This is a genomic window from Lachnospira pectinoschiza, assembly GCF_900103815.1.
Classification (GTDB): Bacteria; Bacillota; Clostridia; order Lachnospirales; family Lachnospiraceae; genus Lachnospira; species Lachnospira pectinoschiza_B.
In genome coordinates this window covers 82,503-96,381 of record NZ_FNHZ01000002.1, presented here as the reverse complement: position 1 = coordinate 96,381, position 13,879 = coordinate 82,503, and the positions used below count along the sequence as shown (strand labels likewise).

Sequence of the window (13,879 nt, the reverse complement as noted above, 5' to 3'; positions counted from 1 at the left end):
TGTAACAAACTCCTTAATATGTTTAAACTATTAATATCATAAAATGACGCACTTCTCATTATAACATAAAAATTTCGTTTTGTATAACTATTCATCAAATTCACACAAAACATAATATCCCCTACTTGTTTCACCAACTTCCTTAACCACGCCTTTTCTAGATTTTAAGCGCTCTGGAGTTGTGAAGTTACCAGACATAGCCACCGCAGGTTCAATAGTATAATAATAACTACTAGGTAATTTTCCCTCAGTAATTTCCACTACATCCCCTTCTTTTACTAAACCTGGTCTACTCATAGTAAATGACATTTCTCTCATATCTTAAGCCTCGATTCTTTATATATTAATCTTATCTAACACCTTACCCCTATATTCTATCACTTTTTCCTTAAGCAGTGCATTTTCATCGCTCTCTAAATTATTGTCTGCATCATAAATTAGCTTAGCCGCATCACTAGCCTCTTTTAGGGTTTGTGCATCTGCAAATATATCTGCAATACCGAAATTAAAATCTCCGCTTTGTCTTACGCCAAAGAAGTCGCCAGGGCCACGAAGCTCTAGATCCTTTCTTGCTATCTCAAAGCCGTCGTTACTATTTTTTAAAATGTCTAATCTCTTCTTAATCTTCTCAGACTTTTTACCGGTCATAAAGATACAGTAACTCTGGGCATCGCCTCGACCAACACGGCCCCTTAGCTGATGAAGTCCCGCAAGTCCAAACATCTCTGAATTCTCAATTAACATAACTGTGGCATTAGGTACATTTACGCCAACCTCAATAACCGTTGTGGATACTAAAATGTCTATCTCATGTTTAGAGAACCGCCTCATTATCTCTTCCTTTTTGGCAGGCTTTAACTTGCCGTGAAGATATTCAATTCGACAATCTGGCAGGCGCTTTGAAAGCTCTTTAGAGTAATCAATTACATTAGCCCCAGTGAAATTTTCACTTTCCTCAACCATTGGACAAATAACATAACACTGATGTCCTGCCTTTACTTCCCTATCTAAAAACTTGTCGGCATTATCTCTGTAAGATTCGTCAACGACTGCATTTTTAATAGGCAAACGCCCCTTTGGTAGCTCATCAATTACGGAAATATCCAAATCTCCATAAAGAATAATGGCCAAGGTTCTTGGAATCGGTGTAGCAGACATAACCAAAATGTGTGGTCGTCTTCCCTTATTAGAAAAGCTCTCTCTTTGGGCAACGCCAAATCGATGCTGCTCATCTGTTATAACAAGGGCCAAATCCTTGTATTCAAGCTTTTCCTGAATAAGGGCATGAGTTCCAATTATAATCTGCGCCTCTCCAGACTGAATTCGCTGGTAGGCTAGGCGCTTTTCCTTAGCTGTCATAGAACCCACTAAAAGCTCTATCTTAATATCAAGTCCGTTTTTTTCAATTAAGTCCTTTAGAGATTCAAACTGCTGAATGGCAAGAACCTCCGTTGGCACCATCATAGCCCCCTGATAGTTATTTAGAGCAATTTCAAGTAAGGCAATAATGGCCACAATAGTCTTACCAGAACCTACATCACCCTGAATTAATCTAGACATAATCTTAGGTCCTGTGTAATCAGCCCTAACCTCTTCCACTGTTTTTAGCTGGGCATTAGTAAGTTTAAAGGGTAGACCTTCTATAAATTCATCGATTTTCTCAAGTCGATTAATTTCATAAATATTTGGATTAGTCTCCTTTGAAGATTTCAAGCTAAGTGTTGCTAGAATAAAGAGGAAAAACTCCTCGAATGATAGTCTATGTCTAGCATTGATATAATCATCAAACTCTTTTGGAAAATGTATATTCTCCATAGCAAAATTATGCTCCGCCAGCTCATACTTTTCCCTAACCCATAAAGGAATGTACTCTGGCTCAAGCTTTTCCTCATATTCCTTTAAAAGTCCCGACACCAACTTAGTAAGCATATTATTGGTAATTCCCTTAGTTAATGGATAAATTGGCATCATGCTTCCTTCAAGTTCTTTATAAGCAGCCCTCGTAAAGAGCTTTGGCTGCTCGAAGGTCCACTTATATCTAGTCTTATTAATTATTCCTCTGAAAATGTATCTAGCCCCTAACTTAAAATTGTTCTTTAAAAATGGCATATTAAAGAAGGTTACTTTAAAGGCATCGCCATTTTCATCCTTTAGATTAACTGAAAGAATCTTTAATTTACCATTGCCATAGATGTCAGGGCTTTTAATTACGACTCCCTCCATAGCAACAACACTTCCTTCTAAATCCTCATCTGCTTCTAAATCTGCTACTCTTACAGGCTCTTCGTAGATGTCGTATTTTCTTGGATAATGCTTTAATAAATCCTCAGTAGTATAAATATTTAGTTGTGAAAAATAGCTAGCAGTCTTTTCGCCCACTCCCTTTAAAGCCTTAATATCCATGCTGTCCCCTTATTATTCTTAATCTTAGATAGTCTTAGATAAAAAATTAATCAACGCATAAAGCTTATGCGTTGATTAATCTAAATTCATTATTAATATTAATTATTCTACTGAAACGATGTAGTAATATACTGGCTGTCCACCGTACTGTAATTCAACTTCCTTATCAGCGAACTTATTCTTAATAGCCTCAACTGCTTCGTTAGCAGCTTCTTCTGTAACATCACTACCATAATAAACAGTAACAAGTTCAGCATCATCAAACATTAAATCATTAATTAATTCAACGAGTGTTTCATGCATATCAACACCAACTGATGAAAGGCCCTTATCGCCTAAACCAATGAAGTTGTCCTTCTTGATTTCCTTGCCATCAATAGATGTATCTCTTACTGCATATGTTAACTGACCTGACTTAACAAGGCTTAAGCCTTCTGTCATAGCCTCTGTATTCTCTTCTTCAGATCTTGTTGCCTCAAAGTTAATTAAACTTGAAATACCCTGAGGTACAGTCTTTGTAGGAATAACGATCATCTTCTTATCTTCAATAATGCTTGCAGCCTGGTTAGAAGCTAAGATAATGTTACCGTTATTAGGTAAGACATAAATAACTTCTGCATTAATCTTATCTGCAGCATTTAAGATATCTTCTGTTGAAGGGTTCATTGTCTGACCACCTTCAATAACCTCATCACAACCTAAATCTCTAAAGATCTGGCCAATACCTTCACCTGGTGCAATTGTAATAAAGCCAAAATCCTTCTTAGGCTCATTGCTTGCCTTAGATTCCTTAACCTTATTCATAGCATCACTTGCGGCAGCAGCCTGCTTTTCAGCCTGTGTAACAAGCTTTTCATTGTGTTCTTCACGCATGTTATCAACTTTCATCTTAGTTAATGAACCATACTTTAATCCCTCTTCGAAAGCTAAACCTGGATGGTTTGTATGAACGTGAATCTTTACAATATCATCAAGAGATACACATACAATAGAATCACCAATTGACTCTAAGAACTTCTTAAATTCAGCTTCATCCTTTGATGTGAATTCTCTTTCAAGATTTACGATAAATTCTGTACAGTAACCGTACTTAATTTCAACATTTTCAATAGCAGCGCCAACGCCTGCCTTGCTTTCAGATTCTGGCTTATTGTCAGTCTCTGTAATTGTAAAGTCTGTTACCTTACCTGTTAAGGCATCATAACAACCCTTAAGAACAACTACTAAGCCCTGTCCGCCTGAATCTACTACGCCAGCTTCCTTTAATACTGGAAGCATATCTGGAGTCTTAGATAATACAAACTCTGCTTCTTCAATAAGCTTTGCAATAAACTCTTCAACATCGTCTGTCTCTGCTGCAAGTGTTGCTGCCTTATCAGAAACACCCTTAGCAACTGTAAGGATTGTTCCTTCCTTAGGCTTCATTACAGCCTTATATGCTGTCTCTGTTGCTCTTTGACATGCAAGAGCGATTGTCTCAACATTAATCTCTGTTGTAGACTTAACCTCTCTAGTAAAACCTCTTAAAAGCTGTGATAAAATAACACCTGAATTTCCTCTAGCTCCTCTTAATGAACCTGATGAAATCGCCTTTGATAAACTAGCCATATTAGGATTAGCAATTGTACTAACTTCTCTTGCTGCTGACAAAATTGTCATAGTCATATTAGTACCTGTATCTCCATCTGGAACTGGGAAAACGTTTAAGTCGTTGATCCATTCCTTATTAGCCTCTAGATTCTTAGCTCCAGCTAGAAACATCTTTTGCATAAGCGATGCATCTATAGTTTTTGTAGCCACTTTTAAATCCTCCATTCTGCTAAGCCCTTGCTTAGCATTAAATAAAATAATCCTATAATAATTTCTATGTTAATAAATATTAAAGACTAGTCAATTACTCTAACGCCTTCAACAAATATATTAATCTTCTTAATTTCAAGGCCTGTAAATTCAGAAACCTTATACTTAATATTCTGTATTAAGTTATCAGATACTGTATTAATGCTGACACCATACGAAACGATAACGTGGAAATCGATAGTGATCTTGTTATCTTCATCTATATCAACCTTAATACCTCTTGTTAAACTGTCGCCACGAAGAAGCTTAACTAAACCATCCTTCATGCTTACTGCAGCCATACCAACAATACCAAAGCATTCAATAGCTGTTGAACCAGCGTATTGTGCAATAACCTCAGGATCAATAGAAACCCTTCCTAACTCATTATCAAGAATACCCTTCATATCTCGCCTCCGCTCTGCGTCTTGATTTATTGGGACGGTAATTACCGAAAGCTTGCGCAGAAAACTTTATCCCTATAGAAAAACTATCTCTAAGTTTCTTTAATGATGTCATTATACTATTATAAAGGCCTAAATTCAAGATTTAGCCCCTTTGGTAAATGATAAAACTTTTCTTATACGTGTATATAGTAAAATTTCAGGCAAAAAATAAAGTGAATTACGTATATATAAATATTCCGCAATTCACCTTAATTACCTAAAGTTATTCGCATAGGCGTCAATTAAGCACGCTCTACAGCACCTGAACGTAAGCATGATGTACAAACATACATCTTCTTAGATCCACCTTCAACCTTAACTCTAACAGACTTAACGTTAGCATTCCAAATCTTATTTGATCTTCTATGAGAATGGCTCACAGCATTTCCAAAGTGAGCACTTTTTTCACAAATCGCACATTTTGCCATTACTATAACACCTCCTTATCAAACTTGGGGGTATTTTACCCACAACAGTCGTTATTATATCAGATAAAAATTAATAATGCAACAATATTTTATAATTTAAAAAATAATCTATAGTATCTTTAATACTAGTCTGTAATATCGTCAATTGCCTTATCAATTTCCTCATCTGTCTCTACTTTTCCAGACTTACCTGTAAATCTGTCAATAATATCTGGCGCCATATCTAAGATCTTAGTAACTGTATCCTGATTCTTAACGTTGACTAACTTAGTTGCACCATTCTGAATTACAAGAACTGCGCTAGGAGATATCTTACCTGTCATAGCTCCACCAGCATTATTCTTCTTTTCTCCAGCAAATGCACCGGCACCAACGCCAAAAGCTACATCTACTAATGGTAATATAATAGTATCATTTACTTTAACTGCGTCTCCAACTACAGTCTTAGCTGAAACAAAAGCATCCATGCCCTTAAATAGTGACGCAACTGTTGTATCAAAGTTATTATTAGCCATAGATTTCCTCCCTTACTATAATACATTGCTAATTATACCACATTTAAGCTATTTGAAAACCAACTCTTTAAATTTTTTATTTAAGAATAGCTTAACTGCAATTATTACTAGAAAAATTAACTGAAAGCTTCCTTTTAATAGGATTTCTCCTTCTTTAACTTCTTCTTCAAAATCAGGATTTATCTTCATATCAAGGCCTGTAAGACCATAAATAACTGATAAATACATCAAGATTTTTCCTGTAGTTGAAGGATCTTCAAAGCCAAAATGTAAATCAATTTTATACTTTTTAGGCTTTAGTAACTTTAAAAGCTCCTTTAGTCTTTGAATTATAAAGGCTAAAAACTCTTTATTTTCTTCATCTGTTACAAGCTCTTTTATATGATTAATCTTCTTAAAAAGCTTTTCTTTAGCACCTTTAACTTTTCTTAAGCTATCCGCTATTAAGGAAAGAATTCTTTTAAGTTTACGAACTAGAATTATTAGAATTCGTCTCACTTTTCCAATAGGACCCCTAGATAATAAGTAATCTAAGTCCTTATCAGCTAAGTCTTCTTCATCTAAATCCTCGTCTTCAAAGTCGTCTTCGCCAAAGTCATCAGTTTTTCTAGATTCATCAATATCTGGTTCAGGGCCTAACTCCCCTTCCCTAAATTCCTCATTATAGAATTCATCAAAATGTTCTGTCTTTACGCCTGTACTAGACTGCTCTTCTTCTCCGGCTTTGCCTGCATTTTCATTAGGCTCATCATCCTCAAAGTCATCATCAAAAACATTCTTTTCTTTCTTAGCCTTAGCAGATGAAGCTTTTCCAGATGCATCCTTAACAGTTGAGTTCTCCTCTTCCTTTGATACATCCTCTTCTGATGTACCATCTAAGAATTTAAAAAATGCAATCTTGCCCTCATAGCTAAACTCTTTATCAAATTTAGCGTTGATTCTAAGTAGTCGCAAAAGCCAAGTTAGACTTGCACTAAATTTTAGTTCATTATAATAACTAGCATAAATTTTATATCTAACAGGAACAAATAAAAGCAAGCCAAGCACTAGTAAAAGCAGTAAAAGCAAGGCTAGAAGAACTATTCCTATTATTTTCAAAATTAACAAACAAACACCTAGCATCTAATACCCTCTTTAGCCTTTAATCTCAAGAAATTCTCTTATATTAAAGTCCCCTTGTTTTTTATACATCTCATCAACTATCTGTCTTACAAGCTCGTAGCTTTCAGCCTCACCTTTGGCAATACCCACCACTAGGATATCTTCATGATTCTTTTGCTTTTTAAAATGTGGCTGATTAAAGACATTAGCTGAAATAATATCTAATAGATTCTCTGGATTGCTAGCTAGAGTAATAAGATAAGTATCAGAACTAAAGCTGTTTCTTTTGATTTTGGAAAATATTTTAGCTTTATTCTTTCTTGCTTCCTCGCCGTAATATAACTTTTTATAAAATCTCATACAATCCCTCTATTTTAAAATTAGCGGACCTAAAAGAAAACCTTTAAATCCGCTTAAATTTACTATAGTAAATATTAACACTAATTTTAACCTTTAACAACAGCTTTTATAATTTCAACGCAGGCTTTCATCTCTGCCTCATCGCTACATGCCATAAGTGCTGAGTTAATATAATCCTGAATCTCCTTAGTGTCATTAAAGAAAACTGGTAAATTAGAAATTACGCTTGCCATAATAGCTCTCTTAACCATTGATTCCATGCCCTTAAAGCTTTCATCTAATTCCTTACAGAGCTTCTCTGCCATATTATCAGCATAAGAATCCTCAGGAATTTCCTCTTCATTCTCCACCTTAAATAAAGAAACGAAGTCACTACCTGACTGAAGCTTTGTAACCTGTAAAAGCTTTTCATAGCCTACAAGACTTTCTACATCAAGCTTATCCTTTAATTCATTATTAACATAGTCAATAATGAAGTCTGAGCTTGAAATATTTTCTAAAAGCTTTTCCTGCTTGCCTTCAAAGTTAACGAAATTCTCAGCAATTTCATCCATACCAACACGAGTAATATAGGCCTTTCCTGTCTCAAGAATAATATTCTTTGCAAGGTCAAGTTCTTCATTAAGGCCAAGACTTGTGCTGCTTGTAAGGGAAATTGTAAGCGCATCGTTAATTACCTGAGTAAGTAAAACGTAAGAATCAGCTAATGCATTGATTCTTTCACTTGCTAAATCAAAGGCCTTTCTTAACTGATCAAACTCATCCTTTGAAAGCTTTGAATAGCTTGCAGATTCTAACCTTTCAATAGCAACAGCCACATCACCAAATTCAGAAATATCTCCTAAATCCTTTAACATTGCTGTAGTTGAAAGTGAGTAATAAAAGTCATCAATAGTCTTTTTCATTGCGCCATGATGAAGACTAAAGGCATCCTCAATATGGTCATAGAACTTACCCTTTGACATTCTCATTGGAAGCTGGCCAATGATTTCAGCAATCTTAGTATTAATTACTAGATTGTCCTTATCCTTTAAAATGTAATGCATTACATCATTAGTCAAATAAGTATTATAGTACTCCTTATCAAGTTCTGCTTCTTTGTACTTATACTCGATTCTATTTAAAACATATTCGTAAATTCTAAGTCTATCAACGATGTTAGTAATCTTCTCCATCTTTTCAATAAGCTTATTTCTAATTTCACTAAGCTTACTATCGGCATCCTCTGTCTCACCTTTTAAGATATCCTCAAGGACTGTCTTAACATTTTCAAAATTACTAACAAAAGTATCATCTATGTCTTCTTCAAGTAAAATATCTACTAAAGTGTAATAATTCATAGATAATTTAATGGCTCCAAGTGTACTATAGAGCGAAGAAGCTGATTTCAAATATAATAAAAGATTCTCATCTAAATCCTTACCCTTATTTATTTCATTGGCAATATAAGATAAATTTTTCAAAACGCTCTCCCTTTCTCTTCTTTTTAGAAAACATAGTCTATAATACACTTTCGCCGACTTTAAATCAATATTATTAAGTCCTAACTAGTTAAGAACTTTCTTATAAAAATCGCAGAAATCAAATGTCTGGAAATAATCCTTTGGTGTCTCTGCTCTTCTAATCATCTCAACAGAACCATCTTCCTTAAGTAAGAGTTCTGAAGAACGAAGCTTGCCATTGTACTGATAACCCATAGCGAAGCCGTGAGCACCTGTATCGTGGATAATAAGGTAATCCCCCATATCAATCTTTGGTAACTTTCTATCAATAGCAAACTTATCATTATTCTCACAAAGAGAACCTGTTACATCATAAGTGTGATCACAAACTGCATCTTCCTTACCTGCTACTGTAATATGATGGTAAGCACCATACATAGCTGGTCTCATAAGATTTACTGCACAAGCATCAAGGCCAATGTATTCCTTATGTGTATGCTTTTCATGAATTGCCTGAGAAACAAGGCAACCATATGGTGCAAGCATAAATCTACCAAGCTCTGTAAAGATAGCAACATCTCCAAGGCCTGCTGGTACTAATACTTCATCAAATACCTTATGAACACCCTCACCAATTACAAGAATATCATTAGGTGTCTGCTCTGGCTTATAAGCTACACCAACACCACCGGAAAGATTGATAAATTCAATGCTAACTCCTGTTTTTTCCTTTAATTCAACTGCAAGCTCGAATAAAATCTTTGCAAGTGTTGGATAGTAATCATTAGATACTGTGTTACTTGCAAGGAAAGAATGTATACCAAAATGCTTAACTCCCTTGCTCTTTAAAATCTTAAAGGCTTCAATAATCTGCTCGTGAGTCATACCATACTTAGCATCTCCAGGGTTATCCATAATATCTGTACCCATCTTGAAATATCCGCCTGGGTTAAATCTGCAGCTCATTGTTTCTGGAAGCTTACCCCCTGCAATTTCTTCTAAAAACTCAATATGAGTAATATCATCTAAATTAATTGTTGCACCAATCTTAAGGGCATATTCATACTCCTGGGCTGGTGTATCATTTGAAGAAAACATAATCTCTTCTGGCTTACACTCCAAAGCATTAGCCATCATAAGCTCTGTAAGTGATGAGCAATCTAGGCCGCAACCGTAGTCTCTTAAAATGTTAATAATAAACGGATTAGGAGTTGCCTTTACAGCAAAATATTCTCTATATCCCTTATTCCAAGAAAAAGCCTGCTTTAACTTTGCAGCATTTTCTCTAATGCCCTTCTCATCGTATAGATGGAATGGTGTTGGATATGTCTTTACAATATCCTTGATTTGTTCTAGTGATACGAATGTTTTCTTACTTCCCATATGCGACCTCTTTTCTTACATTTACTATATTAATTGTATGCAATCAAACAGTGACAAAACTCGATAACATCAAGAAAAGCGCCGGTTAAATTGCACTTTTTGATAGTATAATATCAGGCTAACCTTGTCAAGTAAGATACATGAAACTTTTACAGTTTACCATACTAAAATGTATATACAATGCCTGTGATATTAAAAACGACTGAAAGAAAACAATTAACTTAAGCAAAAAAATACAGCCAATTACTGACTGTATTTTATAATCACTAAATTATGACCAAAAATCTTCCTCTGAAACGAAATCGCCATTTTTCATTTCGGAGTCAATTTTTTCGAGTAATTCTCTTTCCCTTGCAGTTACTTTTGTGAAGTCTGGATCCCATGCAATAACAAGTTTTTTAATTAAAGCATTAACAAGTAAAATATCTTCATCTGGAAGAATATCTAAAAGTTCTGCAGTCTGCAAAGTCTTTTCTTTTAACATAATAAAACCTCCTTCAATTTTTCCCAAAAGAAATCCTTCTTGGTAAGGACATTATATCATTTTTTTCAGAAATTTGTTCCTCCTTCTGGATAACAAGTTCCAGATTCGTGAAATGTACCATCATAATACTTACTAAAATTTTCTTTTTTGTCATCGGTTATGCCGTCTTTCTTAAAATTCATAAATACACTCGAAGACACATATGTGTGTCTTAATATTATATTTTCAAAAATATAAGGTTTATTGTTTCGTGAATGCTTTTACATTCGTAATATCACTCGAAAAAAAAAAAAAAATCGCCCTACGAAAATTCGTAGGACGATTGATTTTTCAATATTTTTTTATTGAATTCCTTTCAATGTTTTATATTCTTCCCAAGCAGCCATCATTGCTTCAGTGCTACATGCGTCGAAACATCCACATGTTCCGTTTTCAAGAATATGGATTGTTACACCGTTGCTAGCTGTGTATGTGTCTACATAATTTGCTCCTACAGATGAACCACTGCTATAGAAGTCTCCAGCACAGTAATACCAACCATTACAGTAATATACTGCACATGCACCCTTTGTATTACTAGAACTCATATAATTGTTGTGATGTGATGATGAGTTTTTGAATGCTGTGTAGAAATTAGTATCATATCTCATTGCAATAATTTCGTTATAAGATTCATTATTACCATTGTGAGAATAGTCTGTTACAAGTTCTTGTGCTCTTTCACAGGCATATGCATAAGCAGTTTCATTCCATTCCATAGCTGGAACTCCTGCAGCGGTTCTTTCAGCATTTATAGATGCCCATAAGGATTCTGCAGCAGCTCTATCGAAGTATGCTGTTGTAGATGCTGATGATGAACCACTAGAACTGTTGCTAGAAGAGCTAGTACTTCCTGACTTACCACTTGATGAGCTAGTTGTTGATGAATTAGCTTGTGCCTTCTTTGCTTCTTCTTTTTCTGCGGCTTCCATAGCTTCTTGTTCTTTCTTAGCTCTTAATTCTTCTTTTTCATTCCATGTTAAATAGTTGCCTTCATCGTCAACATATTCAAGTAAAGATGTTGTTCCATCTTCATTAGTAACATGAATTGCTCTTGCAAGTGCATAGTAACTAAAATGTGTTGTTGTAAATGTAACTTCATCTCCATTAGATGTTGTTTCCATAGGGCTGATTGTTCCATTTTCATCATCATAATAGTAAACTGCATAAGTGCTTGTCGCACCTTCTCTATTAGGGTTTGCAAGTTCTGGTGTAAATGTAATTGTTACGCTGCCGTCTGGCTGAACCTTTTCATTATTAGCATCTGTAAGATTGAAATCGTAAAGAATTACGTCTGAATATTCAACACCTGAATTTGTTAGTAAATTCTTTACTTCGCTGGAATCCTCTGAAACGGACTGATTAAATGTAAGTCCTTCAAGATTTGTTCCTTCTATATTAGCACCTGCTTCACTCTGTAAGCTTTGTGTTTCTACTTCCGTTACAAGCTCTGTTTCATTTTCTGATGTATTCTTCTTTGATCCACACGCTGTTAAAACGCTTGATAGGGCGAGTGTGGAAATTAAAAGTGTTGTGATTAATTTACTCTTTCTCATAATTTCTCCTTATATTTATAATAATATTTATTATTTCACCTTATTATCACAATAATTACACAATTTTTTCACAAACAAAATGATTGTAATACTGATAATATATAAAGTCAATACATTTTCTGGAAAAGAAGTACTGTTTTTTATATAGCGAGCAATTTTAGGAGGGTAGTCAATAATAAAATACTTTTAAAAAAACAACCCTCTTTACTGAAACTATATTGTCCAGTAAAGAGGGTATATATCATTTTGTAAAAAAGGCTTTTTAATTTCTATTTATGATAATTTGCAACCAACAAAAGCGCTTGTGGCCACATCTACTTTTTCTGAAATTTCAGGTTTCTTTAGGTTAATGCAATTTCTAAAGGCCTCGCTTTCAATAACTCTAAGTGTCTTAGGAAAGAAAATTTCACTAAGTCTTACACAGTTTTCAAAAGCATTAGCATCGATTTTCTTAACACCATCTGGTAACCATACGCTAATTATGTCATTGCGATTCGAGAATAATTCTTCTGGAATTTCTGTAAAATCGCTCATATCGATCTCCTTATAAGTCTTGTTGTACAACTGTACTTTGATTCTTTCTTTCTTCATATTACTCCCTCTTTCTACATAAGTTAACTTATGTTGCCAAATATAGGTTTGGCTCCTTTATATAAACACCCTAAGACAACTTACGGATTGTCTAAAAAATAACACTGTATTGGCACATTTTCCCCCAAAATTTATTATCTTTAGCTTAAGTCTGTTAAAAATAATTTATAAATTGAGAAGTTTTGCTAACACAGGGCTCATAACAGATGATTGAGCCTCATAAAGACTATAAAGATCTGTTTCTAGGATGTTATTAGCTTGGTTATTTAATTTACTAGTTAAGGCAAGGGCCTCACTAGATAGGCCAAAATTCTCTTGTAATTGAGAATTTTTACTTAAGGCATCTAACTCATCTGTTGAAAGGCTTGATAAATAGGATGATAAAAGGCTTTCATCACTATCTGAAACCGTGGATGTAGCACTATTAGTGTAAAGTGAACTGATCAAATCCTCTGAATCCTCATCAGAATCATAATTTCCTGTAATTAAGGAAACCAAATCAAGCATTACGCTGTCCTTATAAGTAGATGAATTGCTGCCATTGTTTGCAAGTGCCTTTAAAAGTTCTAATAGCTTTTCGTTATTAGCTACTGTTAAATAGGCGCTATTTGAAATTGCATTTGCATTAGTATTAAGCTGTGTGCTTTCCTCATTTGTTTGACTATTGGAATTTGAATATATCTTAGTAGAAGGAATATCTACTAAGCTCTCCTCTATAACTGTTGAAGAGCTAGTTCCATCAAGTGTTGTGGAATCTCCGCTTAGTGCCCCGCCAAGTAAATCATTGATCTTATCAATGTAGTTTTGAGTCTCTTTAAAAGGTGGCACTCCGTTATATTTAGAAACGTTACCTGAACCTGCATTATAAGCTGCAAGGCTTAGAGTTACATTTCCATTATACTTAGATAATAAAGACGATAGTAAAGATGCGCCCGCGTTAATGTTTTGCCGAGCATCATAGGGGTCTGTTACGCCTAAATCCTCAGCTACATATGGCATTAACTGCATGATGCCCTGTGCTCCTGCGCTAGAAGTTGCATTAGTATCAAAGCCTGACTCTGCGTATGCAACTGCTTTAAGTAAGTTTTCATTAACACCATACTTACTTGCTGCCTCACTAAAAATGTTCTCTAAATCAACTGGTGCATTAATCTCATTAAAAACAGTGTCAAAGGAATCACCTGTGACACTGTTAGAATCATTTGAATATTTGACCTGATAGATATTACCATCAAGTGCTTCTACTCCATAAATCCCACTCATCTTAATACCTCCAAAGCTAGACAGCTTTA

The 13,879-nt window shown here is 34.8% G+C and carries 14 protein-coding genes; all 14 read right to left on the bottom strand.

Annotated features, from left to right (window positions below):
• Positions 1 to 87: 87 nt before the first annotated feature.
• The 14 genes from BLQ66_RS04470 to BLQ66_RS04405 all read right to left on the bottom strand — a co-directional run bounded on the left by BLQ66_RS04470 (position 88) and on the right by BLQ66_RS04405 (position 13,850).
• On the bottom strand, positions 88 to 318 hold the full coding sequence (locus BLQ66_RS04470; RefSeq protein WP_027430793.1) for a hypothetical protein: 231 nt from the start codon (positions 316 to 318) through the stop codon (positions 88 to 90).
• 18 nt (positions 319 to 336) lie between these two features.
• On the bottom strand, positions 337 to 2,403 hold the full coding sequence (recG, locus tag BLQ66_RS04465) for an ATP-dependent DNA helicase RecG (RefSeq protein WP_074521141.1): 2,067 nt from the start codon (positions 2,401 to 2,403) through the stop codon (positions 337 to 339).
• A 102-nt stretch (positions 2,404 to 2,505) separates the two neighbouring features.
• Positions 2,506 to 4,203, bottom strand: coding sequence for a DAK2 domain-containing protein (locus BLQ66_RS04460; protein ID WP_074521140.1), 1,698 nt, complete (start codon positions 4,201 to 4,203; stop codon positions 2,506 to 2,508).
• 86 nt (positions 4,204 to 4,289) lie between these two features.
• Positions 4,290 to 4,649, bottom strand: a complete 360-nt coding sequence (locus BLQ66_RS04455; protein ID WP_027430796.1) for an Asp23/Gls24 family envelope stress response protein — start codon at positions 4,647 to 4,649, stop codon at positions 4,290 to 4,292.
• Positions 4,650 to 4,930: 281 nt separating this feature from the next.
• A complete protein-coding gene (rpmB, locus tag BLQ66_RS04450; RefSeq protein WP_027430797.1) occupies positions 4,931 to 5,116 on the bottom strand; it encodes a 50S ribosomal protein L28 in 186 nt (61 codons plus the stop codon).
• A gap of 125 nt (positions 5,117 to 5,241) precedes the next feature.
• Positions 5,242 to 5,631, bottom strand: a complete 390-nt coding sequence (locus BLQ66_RS04445; protein ID WP_074521139.1) for a GerW family sporulation protein — start codon at positions 5,629 to 5,631, stop codon at positions 5,242 to 5,244.
• A 48-nt stretch (positions 5,632 to 5,679) separates the two neighbouring features.
• On the bottom strand, positions 5,680 to 6,753 hold the full coding sequence (locus tag BLQ66_RS04440; RefSeq protein ID WP_074521138.1) for a DUF2953 domain-containing protein: 1,074 nt from the start codon (positions 6,751 to 6,753) through the stop codon (positions 5,680 to 5,682).
• Between the two features lie 12 nt (positions 6,754 to 6,765).
• Positions 6,766 to 7,092, bottom strand: coding sequence for a hypothetical protein (locus tag BLQ66_RS04435; protein WP_074521137.1), 327 nt, complete (start codon positions 7,090 to 7,092; stop codon positions 6,766 to 6,768).
• 86 nt (positions 7,093 to 7,178) lie between these two features.
• Entirely contained in the window at positions 7,179 to 8,555 is a 1,377-nt protein-coding gene (locus BLQ66_RS04430) for a hypothetical protein (protein ID WP_074521136.1), read from the bottom strand.
• 84 nt (positions 8,556 to 8,639) lie between these two features.
• Positions 8,640 to 9,917 carry a diaminopimelate decarboxylase gene (locus BLQ66_RS04425; RefSeq protein ID WP_074521135.1) on the bottom strand — a complete coding sequence of 426 codons (1,278 nt, stop codon included), beginning with the start codon at positions 9,915 to 9,917 and terminating at the stop codon, positions 8,640 to 8,642.
• Positions 9,918 to 10,188: 271 nt separating this feature from the next.
• Positions 10,189 to 10,401: a hypothetical protein gene (locus tag BLQ66_RS04420; RefSeq protein WP_074521134.1), complete on the bottom strand. Its 213-nt coding sequence runs from the start codon at positions 10,399 to 10,401 to the stop codon at positions 10,189 to 10,191.
• A 341-nt stretch (positions 10,402 to 10,742) separates the two neighbouring features.
• Positions 10,743 to 11,996: a CAP domain-containing protein gene (locus tag BLQ66_RS04415; RefSeq protein ID WP_074521133.1), complete on the bottom strand. Its 1,254-nt coding sequence runs from the start codon at positions 11,994 to 11,996 to the stop codon at positions 10,743 to 10,745.
• A 273-nt stretch (positions 11,997 to 12,269) separates the two neighbouring features.
• Entirely contained in the window at positions 12,270 to 12,587 is a 318-nt protein-coding gene (locus BLQ66_RS04410) for a leucine-rich repeat protein (protein WP_074521132.1), read from the bottom strand.
• A 165-nt stretch (positions 12,588 to 12,752) separates the two neighbouring features.
• Positions 12,753 to 13,850: a lytic transglycosylase domain-containing protein gene (locus tag BLQ66_RS04405; protein ID WP_074521131.1), complete on the bottom strand. Its 1,098-nt coding sequence runs from the start codon at positions 13,848 to 13,850 to the stop codon at positions 12,753 to 12,755.
• Positions 13,851 to 13,879: the final 29 nt, after the last annotated feature.

Excerpts from the sequence above, each read along its gene's own strand:
- BLQ66_RS04470 (WP_027430793.1), bottom strand. The coding sequence starts at position 318 with ATGAGAGAAATGTCATTTACTATGAGTAGACCAGGTTTAGTAAAAGAA.
- recG (WP_074521141.1), bottom strand. The coding sequence starts at position 2,403 with ATGGATATTAAGGCTTTAAAGGGAGTGGGCGAAAAGACTGCTAGCTAT.
- BLQ66_RS04455 (WP_027430796.1), bottom strand. The coding sequence starts at position 4,649 with ATGAAGGGTATTCTTGATAATGAGTTAGGAAGGGTTTCTATTGATCCT.
- rpmB (WP_027430797.1), bottom strand. The coding sequence starts at position 5,116 with ATGGCAAAATGTGCGATTTGTGAAAAAAGTGCTCACTTTGGAAATGCT.
- BLQ66_RS04445 (WP_074521139.1), bottom strand. The coding sequence starts at position 5,631 with ATGGCTAATAATAACTTTGATACAACAGTTGCGTCACTATTTAAGGGC.
- BLQ66_RS04440 (WP_074521138.1), bottom strand. The coding sequence starts at position 6,753 with ATGCTAGGTGTTTGTTTGTTAATTTTGAAAATAATAGGAATAGTTCTT.
- BLQ66_RS04435 (WP_074521137.1), bottom strand. The coding sequence starts at position 7,092 with ATGAGATTTTATAAAAAGTTATATTACGGCGAGGAAGCAAGAAAGAAT.
- BLQ66_RS04425 (WP_074521135.1), bottom strand. The coding sequence starts at position 9,917 with ATGGGAAGTAAGAAAACATTCGTATCACTAGAACAAATCAAGGATATT.
- BLQ66_RS04420 (WP_074521134.1), bottom strand. The coding sequence starts at position 10,401 with ATGTTAAAAGAAAAGACTTTGCAGACTGCAGAACTTTTAGATATTCTT.
- BLQ66_RS04415 (WP_074521133.1), bottom strand. The coding sequence starts at position 11,996 with ATGAGAAAGAGTAAATTAATCACAACACTTTTAATTTCCACACTCGCC.
- BLQ66_RS04410 (WP_074521132.1), bottom strand. The coding sequence starts at position 12,587 with ATGAAGAAAGAAAGAATCAAAGTACAGTTGTACAACAAGACTTATAAG.
- BLQ66_RS04405 (WP_074521131.1), bottom strand. The coding sequence starts at position 13,850 with ATGAGTGGGATTTATGGAGTAGAAGCACTTGATGGTAATATCTATCAG.